Origin of the sequence: Thalassospira lohafexi, from assembly GCF_002844275.1 — a bacterium.
GTDB classification, from domain to species: Bacteria; Pseudomonadota; Alphaproteobacteria; order Rhodospirillales; family Thalassospiraceae; genus Thalassospira; species Thalassospira lohafexi.
The window spans coordinates 458,997-476,003 of record NZ_NXGX01000005.1; the positions used below are offsets into that span (position 1 = coordinate 458,997).

A 17,007-nucleotide genomic window follows, 5' to 3' on the forward strand; every position below is an offset into this window, starting at 1 on the left:
TCGCAAAGCGCCGCGCCACCCGCTGCACAACAGCAAACAACTGTGACCGCCCCATGCAAGTCGCCTATGAACTGATCGCCGCCATCTTTCCGATCTTTGCCGCCATTTTGGTCGGGGCCGCCTTAAAACGCTATCTGATCACCGGGGCGGATATCTGGGCCGGAATTGATCGGCTGACCTATTATCTATTGCTGCCGTCGCTTTTGATTGTCGAGATTTACCGGGCGGATTTCTCGAGCGGTAATGCTGGTACAGCTGTTACCGTCACTCTGTTTGCGACCCTTGGCCTGTCAGCAGTATTGTTGCTGTTGCGCCCAGTGATTACACGCAATACGCCCCTGTTCACGTCGATTTTCCAAGGATCAGTTCGCTATAACAGCTATGTGCTGCTCGCCGTTGCCGATGCGTTTTACGGCAGTGCGGGGCTTGCACTGGCCATTGTCTTTATCGCGGTGATGGTGATTGCCACCAATATGCTCGGCGTTGTGGTTCTAAGCGCGTTTAGCGGGGGCAAAAGCAACCTGAAACGCATCTTGGGCGGGATTGTCAAAAACCCGATCATTCTGGCTGCCGGGGCCGGGGCCGTCCTGAATATCAGTGATATTCACGTGCCGGTTCCAATCGAAAATACGGCGGCTCTGTTCAAGACCGCAGCCTTGCCGCTTAGCCTGTTATCAGTTGGTGCGGGATTGCGCTTTGTGCTGGACAAGCAGGCGTTAGGCGCAATTGCATTGGCCACCACCATCAAGCTTGCCGTCCTGCCGGTGATTACCGGCGTTTGCCTGTATCTGGCCGGTATCGATGGCATGGTTTTGGCCATGGGGGTTCTGTATGCCGGCATGCCGTGTGCTGGGAATGCCTATATCCTCGCACGTCAGTTGAATGGCGATCCTGATGCCATGGCGTCCATCATCACGCTTGAGACGTTACTCTCCGCCTTCAGCGTCGCTGTCATCGCCGGTGTATTGAGCATCAATTGAGGCGGCATGCGCGGCATACTCGCCGTCATAGCCACACGCCGCCAAACCAGCACGCATCAATTCCGGTGGTGGCGCATCGACAATCACCGGATCACGTTCGGCATGGAACGGTACGATGATCTGACGCGACAGCAGCATGAGCGTTGGGGGTTCACCAAAGATCGGCGGTTCATCACCACGACCATAAAACGGGTCGCCAATCACCGGATGACCGATGTGGTCGAGGTGGACGCGCAGCTGATGGGTACGCCCGGTATGGGGTACAAGTTCCAGCCATGTGATATCTGCCCCATCGGCGTCCTTGCCACGCCCAAGTACCTTGTACTCGGTCTTGGACGGCTGACCGTCTTCGTGGACCAGCATGGTCCAGCCGCTTTCATCGTTGGTTTTCCCAATCGGTGCATCAATGAAGCCATGATCATCGGCCATCGCACCACGCACCACCGCCCAATAGGATTTACCGATCAGTTTCTCGGTAAACAGGCGGGTGATTTTTTTCGATGATTTTGGATGACGGCACAGCAACAGGCAGCCCGCCGTATCACGGTCCAGCCGATGGGCCAAAGTTGGTTCGGGCTGAATGCCAAATTTCAAATCAGGCAAATAGGCATCGACATGGAAATAGGTCTTCGGCCCACCATGAGACGCCAGTCCCGGCGGCTTGTTCAACACAATGATGTTTGAATCACGATGCAATACATGCGCGATGAGGTCTTCGGCGATCGGGTGAAGCATGGCGTGGCCTTTCATATCTGCCCCTGCTTTACCCCATCCAGACATTTGCAGCAATGATCATGACGTTTGATCCACACTCCCCTGATGTGCGTAACAAGAACAGATCACCAATACCGTGTGACACCAACATTTGTCGGGAAACGCCATGATTGCGGTCCGTAAAACTTTGCCTGCCTCTTTGACTGTTACCACGATCAGTCTCCTGACCGGGCTGCTGATCAGCGCCAATGCCCGTGCTGATGACATTGCCGGCCCAAACGCAACAGGGAAGGTCGCGGAAATCTCGGCACTGACGTCTGCATTTGACAGTCCACAGACCTGTCGGAACTTTGACCCGATTGAGCGCTACGGCAATGAACTGCGGTTTCAGATCAGACGTAATGATTCCCCGGTCGGTAGTCACATCGTCCAATTCCATCGCGGTACCGACGGCATTCAGGTCGTCGCCCAAAGTAACATCGATATCTCGTTCCTTGGCTTTAACGCATACAGTTTCCGCTACCGATCTGAAAGCCTGTGGCAGGATGGCAAACTTGCAGCACTTTCGGTCAAGGTTGACGACGATGGCGAACAGACAACAATCAACGCGAAACAAGACAACGGACAGTTGCTGGTAACCGGCCCTGACGGTGAAAAGGATCTTCCCGACGGGATTTTCCCAACAGATCACTGGAACTGTGGTGTTTTAAACAGCACATCTGTTCTCAACACGCTGACCGGCAATGCCAACGATGTGACAATTCAGGCCAAAGACCGCGAACAATTGCGCACGACCAGCGGGACGCTCATGGCAACGCATTTCACCTATAGCGGCGATCTCATCACCAACGCGTGGTACGATCAGGACGGGCGCTGGGTCGGGTTGCAGTTTGAGGCAAATGATGGATCGACCATCATCTATCGCTGTATGAATTGTATGACCAGAACCGGACAAAAGGATCGGGGATGATAAAAAGCTTCAAAACCATCTGGATTATCGGCGCATCTGCCGGCATTGGCGCGACCTTGGCGGAAAAGTTCCAGAATTCCCCAACAGATTCCGACCAAAAGGTCATTGTTTCGGCACGAAATGCAGACTCCTTGCAAAAACTGGCCGACGGCAAACCTGACATGAAAGCCGTGCCACTAGACATCACAGACATCGATGCGGTCAAAGCGGCCGTGGAGGCAATCGAAGATGAGTTTGGTCTGCCCGACTTGGTCGTTCTGGCAGCGGGCATCTATTCGCCTATGGCGGTTGACGCATTTAGTGCGGCAACCATAAGGGATCATGTTGAAACCAACTATATGGGCATCGTGAATTGTCTGGAGCCGTTACTGGCCAAAATGCGTGCCCGCAAATCGGGTGAAATTGCGGTTATGGCATCTGTTGCCGGATATCGCGGGCTGCCAAATGCCGGGGCCTATGGCCCGACCAAGGCTGCATTGATCAATTTATGTGAAACACTGCATGCCGAGCTGGAGGGAAGTGGCGTTTTATTGCGTCTGGTCAATCCGGGTTTTGTCAAAACGCGCCTGACCGAAAAGAATGATTTCGACATGCCCCATTTACAAACACCGCAGCAGGCTGCCGATTTCATGTATCGTGAGCTCTGTGAAAACAATGATTTTGAAATCGCTTTTCCACCGGCTTTTGTGCGTCAGTTAAAACTAGCGCGTATTTTGCCCTATCGGATGTATTTCAAACTGATGCGCAAAATGGTGAAAAAATGACCGACACAACCGACCGTCAACGCCACCTGATCGCGGCCTATAGTGCCTATTATGAAAATCTGTCGCCTGACACTGTCGATCAGTTATCAAGTATGGTGACGGCCGATTTCGCGTTCACAGATCCATTTACGACCGTGATCGGCCCCGACAAGGTTTGTGCCTATTTGGCCAAAACCTTTAGCGAAACCGAAAACCCGAAATTTGATGTCACACACACGGCCTTTGACGGCGACATGGCCTTTCTGCGCTGGACATTTAGCGCAAGAATGCGGGTGATTGGTCAGTGGGATATCACCGGGATGACAGCGCTAACATTCAATGAAGACAAGAGCTTACTAACATCGCATGTCGATCATTGGGATGCTTCGCAAAATTTCTATGCCAAAATCCCGGTACTGGGCTGGTTTATTCGGCGGCTTGCACGGCGGGTTGCGGCTTTGTAAAGAACAGCGTCACTTCGCCAATCTCAAACCCCCACTTTTTCACCCGGGCGCGGTTCACCAGAACGCCGTCGGGCTGCAAGAACATCCAGTCATCAAAACTGACCCGCCACGCCCCGTCACCGACTTTTAAATCCATGTCATATGACCAGTTAAGCGCATTGCCATACTGACTGCCGATGGCATCGCCAATAATGTCGTCAGCCTGACCCTGATAGGAATGATCGCCTGTTTTGCGAATGGTCCAGACGCGCTGGTCTTTTTCGCCGTCGTCATAGAGAAACCGCTCGTCGAGTGTCAGAACATCGTTTTCGATGGTCCCGGTAATGTCGACGGTAAATTGACGGCGCAATTTCCCAAACCGATCCTCAAAAATCCCCCAGGCCCGGCTTTCGCCTTCGAAATAGTCGAACACATCGAAGCGGGGTTGTTTTTGCGCAAAATCCTGCGGTTTCATCGACCCACATCCGGTTAGCACCACGATAAAAAACAGCACCATAGAATTTCGCAGCATCAGCTTGCTCCTGTTGTTTTTAAAGACCCAAGATCAAACGTTGCGGCGTAACAGGCGCCGACGAATGGCAACCTGATGTGATGCGTCCAACGGAAAACCCCACATCATCCCGATTGCTCCTGCTTTCAATACGATAGGGATCACCGCATAGATCAGCACCAGAACAATCAATGCCAAAGAATTATCAGAACGCCCCTCGGTCAAACCAAACGCCCCCAGAATGGGCAGGGCAATGCCCGCAGCCAACGCCATGGCAAGCTTGTTAGTCATGTTCCAAAGTGCGAACAAAAGGGCCGTGCGACGCTTACCAAACCGGAAGCGATCCCAGTCATCAACATCCGCCTGAATGGCGGGTGGCAAGGCAAGATCTGCCCCCAATGCCGCCCCGGTAAAAATACAAATCACGGCAAAGCCAATCGCATCACCGGCATCAAGCATAGGGACAAACATAAACGCCACGATCGCAAGCACCATTGCGGCACACCAGATACGGTGTTTCCCCATCCGGGCGGCCAAGACCACCCACAGCGGAATGGCAAAGATGGCGGCAGCAAAATAAAGCAGGATCAGAAGGTTTTCGGTTTCCTGATCAAGTTTGAGGTAGTAGCGCACAAAAAGCGGGAAGCAGACCGCAGGCAACCCGGCCGCCAGACCATTGATCATCCATGCAGACAAAAGACGTACGAACAAACCGTTCTGACGCAGGCTTCTGATTCCAAGGCGCACTGTAACCTGAAGGCTGTCAGGGTTGCCGCCATCAGATGTTCTATGCTGCGCAACACGGTCAGGAACCCGCCAGATCATAAGGGCAATAAAGATCGCCCCAAGAATGATTGTCACGATGGCAAGCGTTTCGATTTCACCCGCCCGACTGGAATGGGTCATCACAACGGGTATTCCGCCCGCAAGGACAATGCCCAGCAATCCCGCCCCTTCTCGCATGGCGGTTATCGAGGTCCGTTTTTTATAATCACCGGAAAGATCTGCCCCCCATGCAAGATAGGGCACCTGAAACAAGGTCCAGCCGAGAAACAGGATACTGGCCCATAAGAACAAGTAACCCGCACTCGGGCTTGGCGGCGGTGTAAACAGGAACCAAAGCCCGATGCCCGCAACCACCGCACCGATGCCAACCCATATTTTGCGTTGGCCACTACGGTCCGAAAGCCACCCCGCCAGCGGGTCTGTCATCATGTCGATAATGCGCACCAACAATAAAACAGCACCCGTAATGCCAAGCCCAAGACCAAGATCGTCGCCATAGTAGCTTGGCAACAACACGTAAGCCGGAATTGTCGGCACGGCTGCCGCCATCGCCGGAAGTGCATATAAAACCGATGAAAGTCTACTGGTATCAGGATGGGGCATTGTTGGGGTGCTCAATCACAAACAAACCAACGTTGATCGAACCCTGCTCGAACCCGGTTTCGCAGTAGGCGAGGTAATATTCCCACATGCGTTTAAACCGCTCGTCAAACCCCTGTTTGGAGATGTCCTGCCATGCGTGTTGGAAACGGCGCTGCCATTCTGCCAAGGTGCGGGCATAGGACTGGCCAAAGAATTCAGAATGTTGCAAATACAGACCGGCATCATTCACCGCTTTTACCAGTGCGGTCGGGGACGGCAACATGCCGCCGGGGAAGATATAGCGCTGAATGAAATCAGCCCCCTTGCGGTAGGTTTCAAACCGGTCATCATCAATTGTGATGATCTGCAAAACCGCCTTGCCGCCGGGGCGCAGTCGTTTTCGGATCATGTCGAAATAGCTTGGCCAGTGTTCTTCGCCAACGGCCTCAAACATCTCAATCGAAACGATTTTATCGAATTTTCCTTCCTGCTCACGGTAATCGCGCAGGACAATGTTTGTGCGGTCATTAAGCCCCTGCATCAAAAGACGGCGGCGGGCATAGGCATGCTGTTCGTTCGATAAGGTCAAACCGGTCACATTGCAGCGGTATTTCGCCGCTGCCAGTTCGGCAAACCCACCCCAGCCACAACCAACTTCAAGTACAGTTTCACCCGGTTGAAGACGCGCCAAATCGCAAATACGTTCGTATTTCGCATCCTGGGATGCTTCAAGCGTCATGTCGGATTTCGTGGAATAGCCAGACGAATAGGTCATGCCCGGATCAAGCCACGCCTCATAAAACCGGTTGCCCAGATCGTAGTGATAGGAAATGTTGCGTTTTGAGCCTTCAAGCGTGTTGCTGTTGCGTAAATGGCCTAGGCGGGCAATCGTGCGCGACAAGAAACCACCCGCAAGCCGGGCCTGAACGATGGCCTCATTGAGCATCGCAACACGCATCAGACGGGTAATGTCCGGGCTGCTCCAGCCACCATCCATGTAAGCCTCGGCAAAGGCAACGTCACCCCCCGTTGCCAACCGGCGCAGAGCATCCCAACGGTGGACCTGAATAACGGCCTGAAGGTCGGTTTCCTGTTCGCCGGTAAAATGCAGACTTTCACCATCTGGCAAAATGGTCGTCAGTCGACCGTAATGCAGATGCGCAAGAACATGGCGTAGCATCGATTTCAAAATACTGCGACTGCCCGTCATGCTGCCAAGCATCGGGACGAGACGATCACGCAGGGGATTACCAAAAACAGAAGCAGTACGATTGCGGTTGGGCATTTCTTGTTATCTCTTTCCTGCTTGGGCCGCCTTCGTCCCAGTTGCCAGCACGTATGTCACCGGATGTGATGGTGGGGCTGGTCGTTTGTGGAATGTCATCCCTTTGCGCCACAGAAGGAGGGCCTCCCAATGGATTCCCGCGACAACTTTTAATGTCATCAGCGGATAGCGGATGAACGCTCCTAATAGTTTACGGTCAGACAATTCATTTCGATCACCCGCAAACACCGCATTTAGAAACGCCCCCTTGGCATCGGTTTCGCGAATACCAAGGGCAACATTGTCACCCGGCATACGAATGCGGAAATGATAATCGGCCTCCATATCGATAAAGGGCGATACATAAAATCCCTTGGCACAGGACTGACGAAGCACACCTTTTTTATCGATATCGTTTTCCCCGACCGGGATCAGATAGCTATGACGATCACCAAAGGTGTTTGACACTTCATAGATCACGGCCCCCACCGATCCATCAGACCGGTGACAAAAGTAAACAGACAGCGGATTAAACACGAACCCCAGCAATCGCGGATAACACAGCAACTCGATCTTGTGCGCGCAACCGCCCAGATCATTGGCGGTTAAAACCGTCTCAAGCCGGGTGCGCAAATCGGTTTTCGCGCCTGCTGCTGTGCCGCCGCCTTTGATGCTGCCATGATCGCTATCGTGAAATGAAAACAAGTTGAACCGATTACGGCTGAACAATCGAAGTCGTGCCGCGATATCGTCGATTTCATCAAGATCAAGCAGGAAGGAAAACACCCGATACCGCAATTTATGCTTTTTGGGGCGCAGGCGGTGATGGGTGACGACACCCTCATATAAGGCAGAGGCAAATTTTTGTGTCATGCGGCCTCGCTGCCTTGCACAGGGGCGCGTTCGGTAACGTGAATGCGCCCGCTTTCATTTTCGACCGTCCAGGGGCGGCGCACGTTACCAAGGGCCTCGGCAACCGCAAGGCCCGCCTGAAGGCCATCTTCATGGAAGCCATAGCCAAAGTAACTGCCGCAATACCAGATGTTATCCACCCCCTGTATCGACCAAAGGTCTTTCTGGGCGGCCATCGCACCGGCATCAAACAACGGATGATCATACAGGAAAGACCGGATGACACTTCCGTCACGCGGATGCTGGGCCGGGTTCAGTGTGACGAAAAGCGGTTTTGCATCATCAAGATGCTGTAAACGGTTCATCCAATAGGTCACGCAGACTTTTTGTTCACCATCCTGTTCTTCAGCCAGATAGTTCCAGCTTGACCAAACCTTGTGATTTTGTGGCATCAGGCTTTCATCATCATGCAGGATCGCCAGATTACGTTCGTACTTGAAGGCCGACAGTAACCCACGCACCCGAGGGTCCGGGGCATCTTGCAGTGCAAGTGCCTGGTCACCGTGGCAGGCTAGAACAACGTGGTCATATTCATCACGTTTGCCGTATCGGTCTTCGACATATGCCCCGCCCGATGCGGTGCGCCCGACCTTTGCAATTGCACGATCAAGAACAACACCGCCGGAAATACCAGCGGTCATGCGTTTTACATATTCACGCGATCCACCAACAACCGTGCGCCATTGCGGGCGGTCCTTGATTTGCAGAAGCCCATGATTTTGGCAAAACCGCACGAAAGCCGCGAGCGGATAGGCCATCATGGTATCAACCGGGGTTGACCAGATCGCGGCCCCCATTGGCAAAAGGTGATCGTTGATGAAGGACTGCGAGTACTTATTGTCACGCAGATAATCGCCAAGACTGGTTGTTTCTGCGGTGCCATCCTCAAGTGCGGCCGGGGCTTCACGGTAAAACCGTAAAATGTCACGCACCATTTTCCAGAAACGCGGGCGCAGAATGTTGCGTTTTTGCGCAAATAGCGCGGCCAAATCTGCCCCGCCATATTCAAGGCCGCCATTATCCATGGAGGCGGCAAACGACATATCGGTTTCTGTCGTTTTCACATCAAGATAATCAAACAATGCGCAAAGATTGGGGTAGCAACGGGTGTTATAAACAATGAAACCGGTATCAACCGGCGTATCCCCGGCATCAACAGTGTTGGAATGGCCGCCAGGGCGGTCATCCTTTTCATATAACGTCACATTATGGGACTGGCTTAACAGCCACGCGGCGGAAAGCCCGGATATACCCGACCCGACAACCGCTATATTTAGTTTCCCCGACGTGACGTTGTTCATATGCGTTTGGCCCGCTTGCAGTGTTATGATTAAAACTACATATAACTACGCAAGAGACCAAGTTCTGGATCACTTGTTCGTTTGCCTCAACCAAGTTTGTAAGTGACTGGCAAAAAACGTATAATTCGCAGTGATCCGATAGTTCGCGGCCGCCGTAAGATTTTGCATGATGAACATGATCTTGGCGCGGCCCCAAGGGGGACCTGAAACCAGAATGAGCGGCACCGTTACCAAACGCCCCGGTCCGGCCGACCCGGCCGAGGCAAAAAAATGTGCCGATTGGATCGTTTCCGTTGCGGCAATACGTGACCGGGAGGCGTTTGCGCGTCTGTTCGCGCATTTTGCCCCACGGGTGAAAGCGTACATGTTCCGGTTTGGTGGCAATTCCGAAACCGCCGAAGAACTGGCTCAGGAAGCAATGATGCAGGTTTGGCGTAAAGCACACCTGTTTGATCCTTCAAAGGCCGCCGCAAGTACATGGATCTTCACAATCGCCAGGAACCTTCGCATTGACAGGTTCCGGCAACGCAAACATATCGAGGTTGATGATTCTGACACGGCATTGATTGTTGATACGGACCCGCTGGCAGACGAAGTTGTCAGCCGTGATGAGCACGCGGTCCTTGTTAAAGCTGCAATGGAAGAATTACCAACCGACCAAAAGATCGTTGTTGAATTGTCGTTTTTTGAAGATTGCTCGCACAGCGAAATTGCTGAACGCCTTGATATCCCGCTCGGAACGGTAAAATCCCGATTGCGGTTGGCTCTTGGCAAGATGCGTGGCGGACTGGAAGATCTCGCATGAATATTAAACATCATCCAACAGACCAAACCTTGATGGATTACGCCAGTGGCACGATGTCGCAGGCGATGGAACTTCTTGTGGCAACGCACATGACCGTGTGTCCGCACTGCCGCGACAAAGTTGCCGAATTTGAAACCATGGGCGGGGCTGTTCTTGAAAATGTGACCCGCATGGAAATGGCCGATCATTCGCTTGATCACGTGATGGCAATGCTCGAACGTGAAACCGCCAATGAAAACCCGGCAGTGCAAGAATTACCAATGACGCGCAGGATTGCCGTTGGGGAAAGCATCACCGGCAGTGCCATGCCGTCCATCCCCACTCCGTTGGTCAAATTTTTGCCTGACAACGTGCTGTCGCTTGAAGATGTGCCGTGGAAGACGCTTGCACCGGGTGTTAAGCATTTTCAGCTGAAGTCGGTCGAAAGCAAAGGCACGGTACGCCTGATGAAAATCGCACCCGGCGTTTCGATCCCTGACCATGGCCATCACGGTCATGAAATGACTTTGCTGCTTAAAGGGTCCTATATCGATGATATCGGGCGGTTCCGGGCGGGTGATGTGGCCGATCTGGATGATGATGTTGATCATCAACCGATTGCCGATACTGCCGAAGAATGCATTTGCCTGATTGCCACCGATGCCCCAATGAAATTCAGCGGGTTTTTGCCAAAATTGCTACAACCTTTCTTTGGCATTTAAGGCACGATTACCAAATCCAACTGCGTCCCAACGCAGAAAGCCCCGTTGGCAAACTTGCCAACGGGGCTTTTGTTTTAAAGCATGTTTACGATTTTATTCCGCGGGCACCAACCAGCGTGTTGTGTGATGCCCCGGTCCCGGCAGTTTGCATGTTTTTGCCAGCCAGCTTCCGATGACATCAAGGTCCTGATCGAACTGCCACGGCGGATTGATCACCAAAAGTCCAGCCCCGCGCATGCGTCCTTTGGCCCCACCATGGTCGGCGGCAAGTTCGGCACATAAAACCCCGCCTTGCGATTTGATCGCGCCAATCGATTTGCGAAGGTCTGCATCAAAGCCATCTTCAAGGATCGGGTACCACAGCATAAAGGTGCCCGTCGGCCATTTATCCCATGCGCTTTGCAGGGAATGGGCCGCCCGTTGATAATCCTGTTTTACGTCGTAACTCGGATCCATCAGAACCAAACCACGCCGGATGGCGGGCGGCATCATGGCAACCAATCCTTCGTATCCATCGCGTTTATGCAGATGAATGCGCGGATCGCGTTTCACCCGGTGATACAGGGTTTCGTTTTCACGCGGATGGAGTTCCATCAGAACCAGTTCGTCTTCATCACGCAGCATTTCGCGCACAATAAACGGTGACCCCGGATAGAACGGACCGGCATATTCATCCGTGTCGCGCACACCGTATTCGCGCCCGTGGGTAATCGGATCAAAGCGGCTGACATGATCCATGTAGTCTTGCAGCATTTCAGGCGCGTTTTTGCCTGCCTGTGCGGCACCAATACCACCATGCCACTCGCCGGTTTTTGCGGCCTGGTCGCTGCCAAGGTCATACCATCCCGAACCGGCATGGGTATCAATCACGCAGAACGGTTTTTTCTTTTTGCGCAGATGCGTCAAGATCAACCAAAGGGCCGCGTGCTTGTGCAGATCGGCAAAATTTCCGGCGTGATAGCCATGCAGATAACTCAGCATCGCGGCTTATCCTTTCTTCGGACGTGACCGGTGGCGACCGGGTTTCTGGGATTTGGATTTGTTTGGCACCGCATCAGCCTTGCCACCCGATTGATGTTTACGCGGCGGCTTGGCCGATCCGGGGGACAGGCGGCGATGGGTTGCGGGCGGTGCATCAACTTCGATCACGCGATGTTCGCCCGGCGCAATGCCTTCAAGCGTCCAGTCGCCAATTGCATGCCTGATCAGGCGCAAGGTTGGAAAACCAACCGCTGCGGTCATGCGGCGCACTTGCCGGTTGCGGCCCTCGGTAATGGTCAGCTCAATCCAGCTTGTCGGGATTTCCTTGCGATAGCGCACCGGTGGATCGCGTTCCCAAAGATTTGCCGGTTCATCAATCCGGCGCACCTTTGCCGGAAGTGTCATGCCATCTTTAAGCTCGACCCCGTCGCGCAGCGCATCAAGCGCCTCATCGGTCGGCTCCCCATCGACCTGCACCAGATAGGTTTTCGGTTTTTTGTATTTGGGGTGGGCAATCTGCGCATTGAGCGGCCCATTGTCCGTCAGCAACAGTAACCCTTCGCTGTCACGATCAAGGCGGCCGGCGGCATAGACACCGGGCTGTTGGATATAGTCAGCCAATGTCGCCCGACCGTTTTCACGGTCGGTAAACTGGGTCAAAACGCCATACGGCTTGTTAAAAAGGATCAGTTGCGCCATGGCGCGCATAAAACCAGCTTTGCGGCGGCTGTCAACATATCCCCATATGCCAAATGCTAATTTGTCGGCAAAGGATCACGTTCCAGTCCACCGCGAAACTCGCAAACATCAGTCGCGGATCAGATATTCCATGGTGGTCACAACCCGAACGGTTTTATTGATCTGGCTGGCTTCATTCATATTCGGTGCACCGTCCGCTGCCAAAATCTGAAACAGTCCTTGTGTCGCGCGGCGGATCCCGCCCAACTGACCACCAGAGTCGGCGGCAAACTGCAAGGCGGCTTCGCGGGCATTGGCCGTCGCGGCAGCAATCATTTCGGGTTTGATGTCATTCAGTCCAGTGAACATATAACTTGGGCCGGGGTTATAGCCCTGCCCACCCAGAACGATCCCGCCCTGAAGCAGTTTGCCAATATCCTGAGATGCGGCAACAACCGCCTTCACATCGTCGGTTCGGACCTGAATGGTCTGATTGACGATATAGCGGCTTTCAATTGGGCCGGAACGATATGATTGGGCGAGCTGATCGGTGACCTGAAGGTTTTGCAGTTCGGTCATTTCCTTTGAAATGCCGTGGCTTGCCAGAAAATCGAGCAGCGTTTTGGTATCGGACTCAATTTTGGCCTGTGCTGTTTGCAATACATCATCGGTTGCAACAAAGGTGATTGGCCACACCGCCCGGTCTGCCTGCACATTCTGCTCGGCCAATCCCTTAACAGTGACATAGCGGTCAAGCGATCGCATGTTTGCGATACCGTTACCAACAAACCACCCCGCCCCGGCAATTGCCACACCGACGATTACGGCGGCGGCGACCTTGACCAAACCAGACGACTGAACCATGACTTTGCCTCTTCCTAATCCAATGCGCGCCGAAATGAATTATATCTGCGCAAATCATACCTTTAATTATGATCTATCAACATAAAAAGCGGCAACAGAGAGGCAGTGTATTCGCCGGAAATTCATCATCAAAGCAGACTTTGAATGCATTCAAAAACTATCGCATTCTTTGATTGCCCATGATAAAAGCGCCGCATACCGTCAGGGGTAGGATATACTGCCCCGTCACAATCACACGTCACAAGAGGTCCCCATGCTGCGTTCGGAAATCAACGCCTGCATCGAGCATGCAAAAGAACTTTACGCGTCCATTTCCTTTAAACTTCCTGTTTGGGGCCATTACGGCCCGGACCAGTGGGCCGCAGAACCCGATCTGGCAAAATGGTGCCGCGGGCATCAGATGGGCTGGGACGTGACGGATTATGGCGAAGGTAATTTTGCCAAGCGCGGTTTGATCCTGTTTTGCCTGCGCAATGGCATCCTGCGTCAACCCGGCGAAGTACCCTATGCCGAAAAGATCATGATTGTCGGTGAGGATCAGGAATGCCCATGGCATTACCACAAGGTCAAAATGGAAGACATCATTGTGCGCGGCGGTGGCAACCTCGTGATTGAGCTTTGCAACCTGACCGAAGATGGTCAGATGGACCGGGTCAATGACGTACATGTCCGCACCGACGGCAAGCTCAACATCCTGCCCGCGGGCGGCAAGGTTGTGCTCGAACCGGGGCAAAGCGTAACCCTGCCGCGGACCCTTGTGCACCGCTTTTACGGCGAAGTTGGCAAAGGTCCGGTTATTGTCGGCGAAGTTTCACAGGTTAATGATGATCTTGCCGATAACTATTTCTTTGATTGTGATGCGCGCTTTACCAAGATCGAAGAAGACGTCGCACCAAACCACCCGCTTTGGAATGAACTGCCTGCGCAGTAAGACCGCCTCATAGAGCAAGCAAACAAAAGCCCCGCAATTTTTCTTTGCGGGGCTTTTGCAATTTTAGTCGATCCGATGACCGTCCAAAGCCCTTGCTTATTCAGCAGGCGGCAGGTCATTTTTGTCGCCAAGAATTTCGTTAAACTCCGGCATGTCACGCAGGGGTTCGAATTCTTCTTCTGTCCAGGCCGGTTGACGCATGGATTCAGAAAGTTCGATCGCACGTTGCAAATCGGCAAGAGCGGCTTCGCGGAACCCAAGCCCGGCATTTGCGCAGGCCCGTTGATAGTGACCATTAGCACTTCCGGGTTCTTCGGCCAGCAACCGATTGCACAGGCTCAGTGCCCAGTCGCGATCACCAAGTTGAAGGGCGGCATCTGCCTTATAGGCCATGACTTCCGGGTCACCCGGTGCCAGTTCAAGAATCTTGTCATAAGTTTCGATTTTTGAACGCGGGTTCGTGACCTGATTGGCTTGCAGCCACAGTGCATGGATTTCCTGAGTCCGTTCGATTTCGTGCTGATGCTCGTTGATCACCTTGGATTTCAAACGCAATTCATCCTCAAGCGAGGTCAGGCGTCGTTCGAACTCTTCGGACAAACGTTGCAATTCCGTATTGGCAAGATTGCGCACGCTTGATTTCAACTCACGCAACGACTGCCAGCCCAGCATGGTCAGAAGCGCACCAACAGCGGCCACGAAATAAAAGAAATACGTCACAGTATTGGATGAATAGGAAATCGCCTTGTCGATGGCTTCAAGCTGCCGGTTGACGACTTCGCGCATCAATTCCGCACGCATGCCCTGCATTTCAGTACGCAGGCTTTTCAGTTCATCAAGAACATAGCGTTCCATCAATGGCGGCATGTTGGTGCGTTCTTTGGCGTCCAAGGGGCTGAAATCGACATCTGGTACTGCATCGAATGCATCGCCCGATTTGGTGTCCTGACGTGTTTCAGGCTCCGACGTTTGGGCAATCCCCGGTTGTGCGGTGAAAATGCCTGCCAATATCAAAAGTGATGCAACAAAAGTTGCCCGTCGTAAAGCCCATCGCAAAGACAGTGTCACCATCCCCGTATTCCTCTTTTTATGATTTGGTCACGTTACCCGCGTAACGCTTAGAATCCCATAGAAAGCGTTTCAAAAATGCAAACAGGTATAGTCAAACAACCAAACTATGTTGCAGCATGATTGCAGCCTTGCATGTATGCGCACTGACAACGGGTACGTTTATCCGTATAAGCGGTTCGGTATTTAAAAATTCAAACGGGTCGGTTCTGCGTGAAAAATGTTGATGTTCTTGTAATCGGTGCGGGTGCTGCGGGCCTGATGTGTGCCATCGAAGCTGGCAAGCGCGGCCGGTCTGTTGTGGTGGTCGATCATTCCGACAAACCCGCCGAGAAAATCCGTATTTCCGGCGGGGGACGGTGCAATTTCACCAACATCCATACAAGCCCGGAAAACTTCCTGTCGCAGAACAAGCGGTTCTGTGTATCCGCCCTGAAACGCTATACCCAGCATGATTTCATCGAAATGGTGAACCATCATGAAATCAGTTGGCATGAAAAAACGCTGGGCCAGTTGTTCTGTGATGAAAGTTCGTTTCAGATCATCGATATGTTGCTTGATGAATGTGACGCTGCAGATGTCACCATTCGCCTGAACACGGAAATTTCCAACATTATCCGCCGCGACGATGGCGGATTTGACGTCACTACACGCACGGGCGCGCAATGGACGTGTGCATCGCTTGTGGTCGCGTGTGGCGGGCTTTCAATCCCGAAAATCGGGGCAACCGGATTTGGCTATCAGATTGCCCGTCAGTTCGGATTAAACATCATCCCGACCCGGGCGGCTTTGGTGCCGCTGACGTTTGATCCTGAGTTGCGCGCGCAAATGGGCCAGCTATCGGGCATTTCGGTTGATGCGGTGGTTCAATGCAACAAAAAGCAATTCCGCGAAGGATTGCTGTTCACCCATCGCGGTCTTTCAGGCCCATCCATTTTGCAGATTTCATCTTATTGCGATGAAGGCGACGGTATTGTGGTGAACCTCAACCCCGAAGAAGACGCCTTTGATCTTTTGAAATCGGCCAAAAGCGAAACCCCAAAACAAGCCGTTCACACAGTACTGTCACGCATTCTGCCCAACCGGTTGGCGCAGATGATAACGGCACGTCATGACCTTGAACGCCCGATTGGCGAAACCGGTGACAAGGCGCTTCGCAAGCTGGCGATGGATGTCAATCAATGGGCCGTCATGCCAAACGGAACCGAAGGATATCGCACCGCCGAGGTCACCATTGGCGGGGTAGATACCAACGAGCTGTCATCAAAAACCATGGAATGTCGCAGTGTGCCTGGCCTGTATTTCATCGGTGAAGTTGTTGATGTGACAGGACATCTTGGCGGATTTAATTTCCAGTGGGCCTGGTCATCTGGCTGGTCTGCCGGGCAAGTTGTCTGAGGTCGAAATTCGTTTACACACCCCAACCATTAGGCGCATATATAATGTGTGTGTTTCCTCATGCGGGAACAAATAGAGTCCTTGGCCGTTTCATGATCAAGCGCGGTGTCAAATAGCCGCAGCAACAAATTAATGAGGTTTGGACATGTTTGAATATGGTGGAATACTTGGTTTAATCATTTTGATCGCCGATATCTGGGCGGTCATTAATATTTTGGGCAGTGGTGCGAGCACCGGGTCAAAAGTTCTTTGGATTGTACTTGTTCTTGTTCTGCCGGTCTTGGGCCTGATCATCTGGCTGTTTGCCGGTCCGCGTAGCGGGCGCGCCTAAGCCCGAAAGATTTCAGCTGGAAACAAAAGCCAGCATCTAAAACA

The 17,007-nt window shown here is 52.8% G+C and carries 19 protein-coding genes; 9 read left to right on the top strand and 10 right to left on the bottom strand.

The window, feature by feature from the left end; translation table 11 throughout:
- Positions 1 to 53: 53 nt before the first annotated feature.
- Positions 54 to 980, top strand: coding sequence for an AEC family transporter (locus tag COO92_RS14590; RefSeq protein WP_101303225.1), 927 nt, complete (start codon positions 54 to 56; stop codon positions 978 to 980).
- Here the strand turns inward: COO92_RS14590 and COO92_RS14595 are convergent.
- Entirely contained in the window at positions 927 to 1,715 is a 789-nt protein-coding gene (locus tag COO92_RS14595) for an RluA family pseudouridine synthase (RefSeq protein WP_240626449.1), read from the bottom strand. The genes COO92_RS14590 and COO92_RS14595 overlap by 54 nt on opposite strands.
- 145 nt (positions 1,716 to 1,860) lie before the next feature.
- Between COO92_RS14595 and COO92_RS14600 the strand changes: the two genes are divergently transcribed.
- Genes COO92_RS14600 through COO92_RS14610 form a run of 3 tightly spaced genes read left to right on the top strand, consistent with a single transcriptional unit; the run spans position 1,861 to position 3,871 of the window.
- A complete protein-coding gene (locus tag COO92_RS14600) occupies positions 1,861 to 2,664 on the top strand; it encodes a DUF6134 family protein (RefSeq protein WP_101303229.1) in 804 nt (267 codons plus the stop codon).
- Complete coding sequence (locus COO92_RS14605) at positions 2,661 to 3,428, top strand: SDR family NAD(P)-dependent oxidoreductase (protein WP_101303231.1); 768 nt, start codon at positions 2,661 to 2,663, stop codon at positions 3,426 to 3,428. The genes COO92_RS14600 and COO92_RS14605 overlap by 4 nt, the downstream gene beginning before the upstream one ends.
- Positions 3,425 to 3,871 carry a nuclear transport factor 2 family protein gene (locus COO92_RS14610; protein ID WP_101303233.1) on the top strand — a complete coding sequence of 149 codons (447 nt, stop codon included), beginning with the start codon at positions 3,425 to 3,427 and terminating at the stop codon, positions 3,869 to 3,871. Before COO92_RS14605 ends, COO92_RS14610 begins: the two co-directional genes overlap by 4 nt.
- Here COO92_RS14610 and COO92_RS14615 read toward each other — a convergent pair.
- From COO92_RS14615 to COO92_RS14635, 5 genes are read right to left on the bottom strand one after another with little or no spacing between them, the layout of a single operon-like run.
- On the bottom strand, positions 3,834 to 4,382 hold the full coding sequence (locus COO92_RS14615) for a DUF3833 domain-containing protein (RefSeq protein ID WP_101303235.1): 549 nt from the start codon (positions 4,380 to 4,382) through the stop codon (positions 3,834 to 3,836). The genes COO92_RS14610 and COO92_RS14615 overlap by 38 nt on opposite strands.
- Positions 4,383 to 4,415: 33 nt before the next feature.
- Positions 4,416 to 5,765: an MFS transporter gene (locus COO92_RS14620; RefSeq protein ID WP_240626450.1), complete on the bottom strand. Its 1,350-nt coding sequence runs from the start codon at positions 5,763 to 5,765 to the stop codon at positions 4,416 to 4,418.
- Positions 5,737 to 7,014 (bottom strand): SAM-dependent methyltransferase, encoded by a 1,278-nt coding sequence (locus COO92_RS14625; RefSeq protein ID WP_101303238.1) that lies wholly within the window; start codon positions 7,012 to 7,014, stop codon positions 5,737 to 5,739. The genes COO92_RS14620 and COO92_RS14625 overlap by 29 nt, the downstream gene beginning before the upstream one ends.
- A 6-nt stretch (positions 7,015 to 7,020) precedes the next feature.
- Positions 7,021 to 7,866, bottom strand: coding sequence for a DUF1365 domain-containing protein (locus COO92_RS14630; RefSeq protein WP_101303240.1), 846 nt, complete (start codon positions 7,864 to 7,866; stop codon positions 7,021 to 7,023).
- Entirely contained in the window at positions 7,863 to 9,206 is a 1,344-nt protein-coding gene (locus tag COO92_RS14635; protein WP_101303242.1) for an NAD(P)/FAD-dependent oxidoreductase, read from the bottom strand. Before COO92_RS14635 ends, COO92_RS14630 begins: the two co-directional genes overlap by 4 nt.
- 214 nt (positions 9,207 to 9,420) lie before the next feature.
- Between COO92_RS14635 and COO92_RS14640 the strand changes: the two genes are divergently transcribed.
- Both COO92_RS14640 and COO92_RS14645 read left to right on the top strand, forming a co-directional pair.
- On the top strand, positions 9,421 to 10,011 hold the full coding sequence (locus COO92_RS14640; RefSeq protein ID WP_240626451.1) for a sigma-70 family RNA polymerase sigma factor: 591 nt from the start codon (positions 9,421 to 9,423) through the stop codon (positions 10,009 to 10,011).
- Positions 10,008 to 10,712, top strand: coding sequence for a ChrR family anti-sigma-E factor (locus tag COO92_RS14645; protein WP_022731759.1), 705 nt, complete (start codon positions 10,008 to 10,010; stop codon positions 10,710 to 10,712). Before COO92_RS14640 ends, COO92_RS14645 begins: the two co-directional genes overlap by 4 nt.
- A 93-nt stretch (positions 10,713 to 10,805) precedes the next feature.
- On the opposite strand, the gene COO92_RS14650 is transcribed toward COO92_RS14645, so the two are convergent.
- From COO92_RS14650 to COO92_RS14660, 3 genes are all read right to left on the bottom strand, one after another.
- Positions 10,806 to 11,693 carry a 23S rRNA (adenine(2030)-N(6))-methyltransferase RlmJ gene (locus COO92_RS14650; RefSeq protein WP_101303246.1) on the bottom strand — a complete coding sequence of 296 codons (888 nt, stop codon included), beginning with the start codon at positions 11,691 to 11,693 and terminating at the stop codon, positions 10,806 to 10,808.
- Between the two features lie 6 nt (positions 11,694 to 11,699).
- Entirely contained in the window at positions 11,700 to 12,392 is a 693-nt protein-coding gene (locus COO92_RS14655; RefSeq protein ID WP_101303382.1) for an rRNA large subunit pseudouridine synthase E, read from the bottom strand.
- Between the two features lie 108 nt (positions 12,393 to 12,500).
- Positions 12,501 to 13,235 carry an SIMPL domain-containing protein gene (locus COO92_RS14660; protein WP_101303248.1) on the bottom strand — a complete coding sequence of 245 codons (735 nt, stop codon included), beginning with the start codon at positions 13,233 to 13,235 and terminating at the stop codon, positions 12,501 to 12,503.
- 253 nt (positions 13,236 to 13,488) lie between these two features.
- Here COO92_RS14660 and COO92_RS14665 point away from each other — a divergent pair, with 253 nt between their 5' ends.
- The gene (locus tag COO92_RS14665) at positions 13,489 to 14,166 is read left to right on the top strand and encodes a D-lyxose/D-mannose family sugar isomerase (RefSeq protein WP_101303250.1); all 678 of its coding nucleotides are present in this window, start codon (positions 13,489 to 13,491) and stop codon (positions 14,164 to 14,166) included.
- Positions 14,167 to 14,262: 96 nt separating this feature from the next.
- Here the strand turns inward: COO92_RS14665 and COO92_RS14670 are convergent, their stop codons facing one another.
- The gene (locus COO92_RS14670; RefSeq protein ID WP_240626452.1) at positions 14,263 to 15,237 is read right to left on the bottom strand and encodes a tetratricopeptide repeat protein; all 975 of its coding nucleotides are present in this window, start codon (positions 15,235 to 15,237) and stop codon (positions 14,263 to 14,265) included.
- A 210-nt stretch (positions 15,238 to 15,447) separates the two neighbouring features.
- Here COO92_RS14670 and COO92_RS14675 point away from each other — a divergent pair, with 210 nt between their 5' ends.
- A complete protein-coding gene (locus tag COO92_RS14675; RefSeq protein ID WP_101303252.1) occupies positions 15,448 to 16,632 on the top strand; it encodes a BaiN/RdsA family NAD(P)/FAD-dependent oxidoreductase in 1,185 nt (394 codons plus the stop codon).
- A gap of 145 nt (positions 16,633 to 16,777) precedes the next feature.
- On the top strand, positions 16,778 to 16,963 hold the full coding sequence (locus COO92_RS14680) for a PLDc N-terminal domain-containing protein (protein ID WP_022731766.1): 186 nt from the start codon (positions 16,778 to 16,780) through the stop codon (positions 16,961 to 16,963).
- The last annotated feature ends 44 nt before the right edge of the window (positions 16,964 to 17,007 follow it).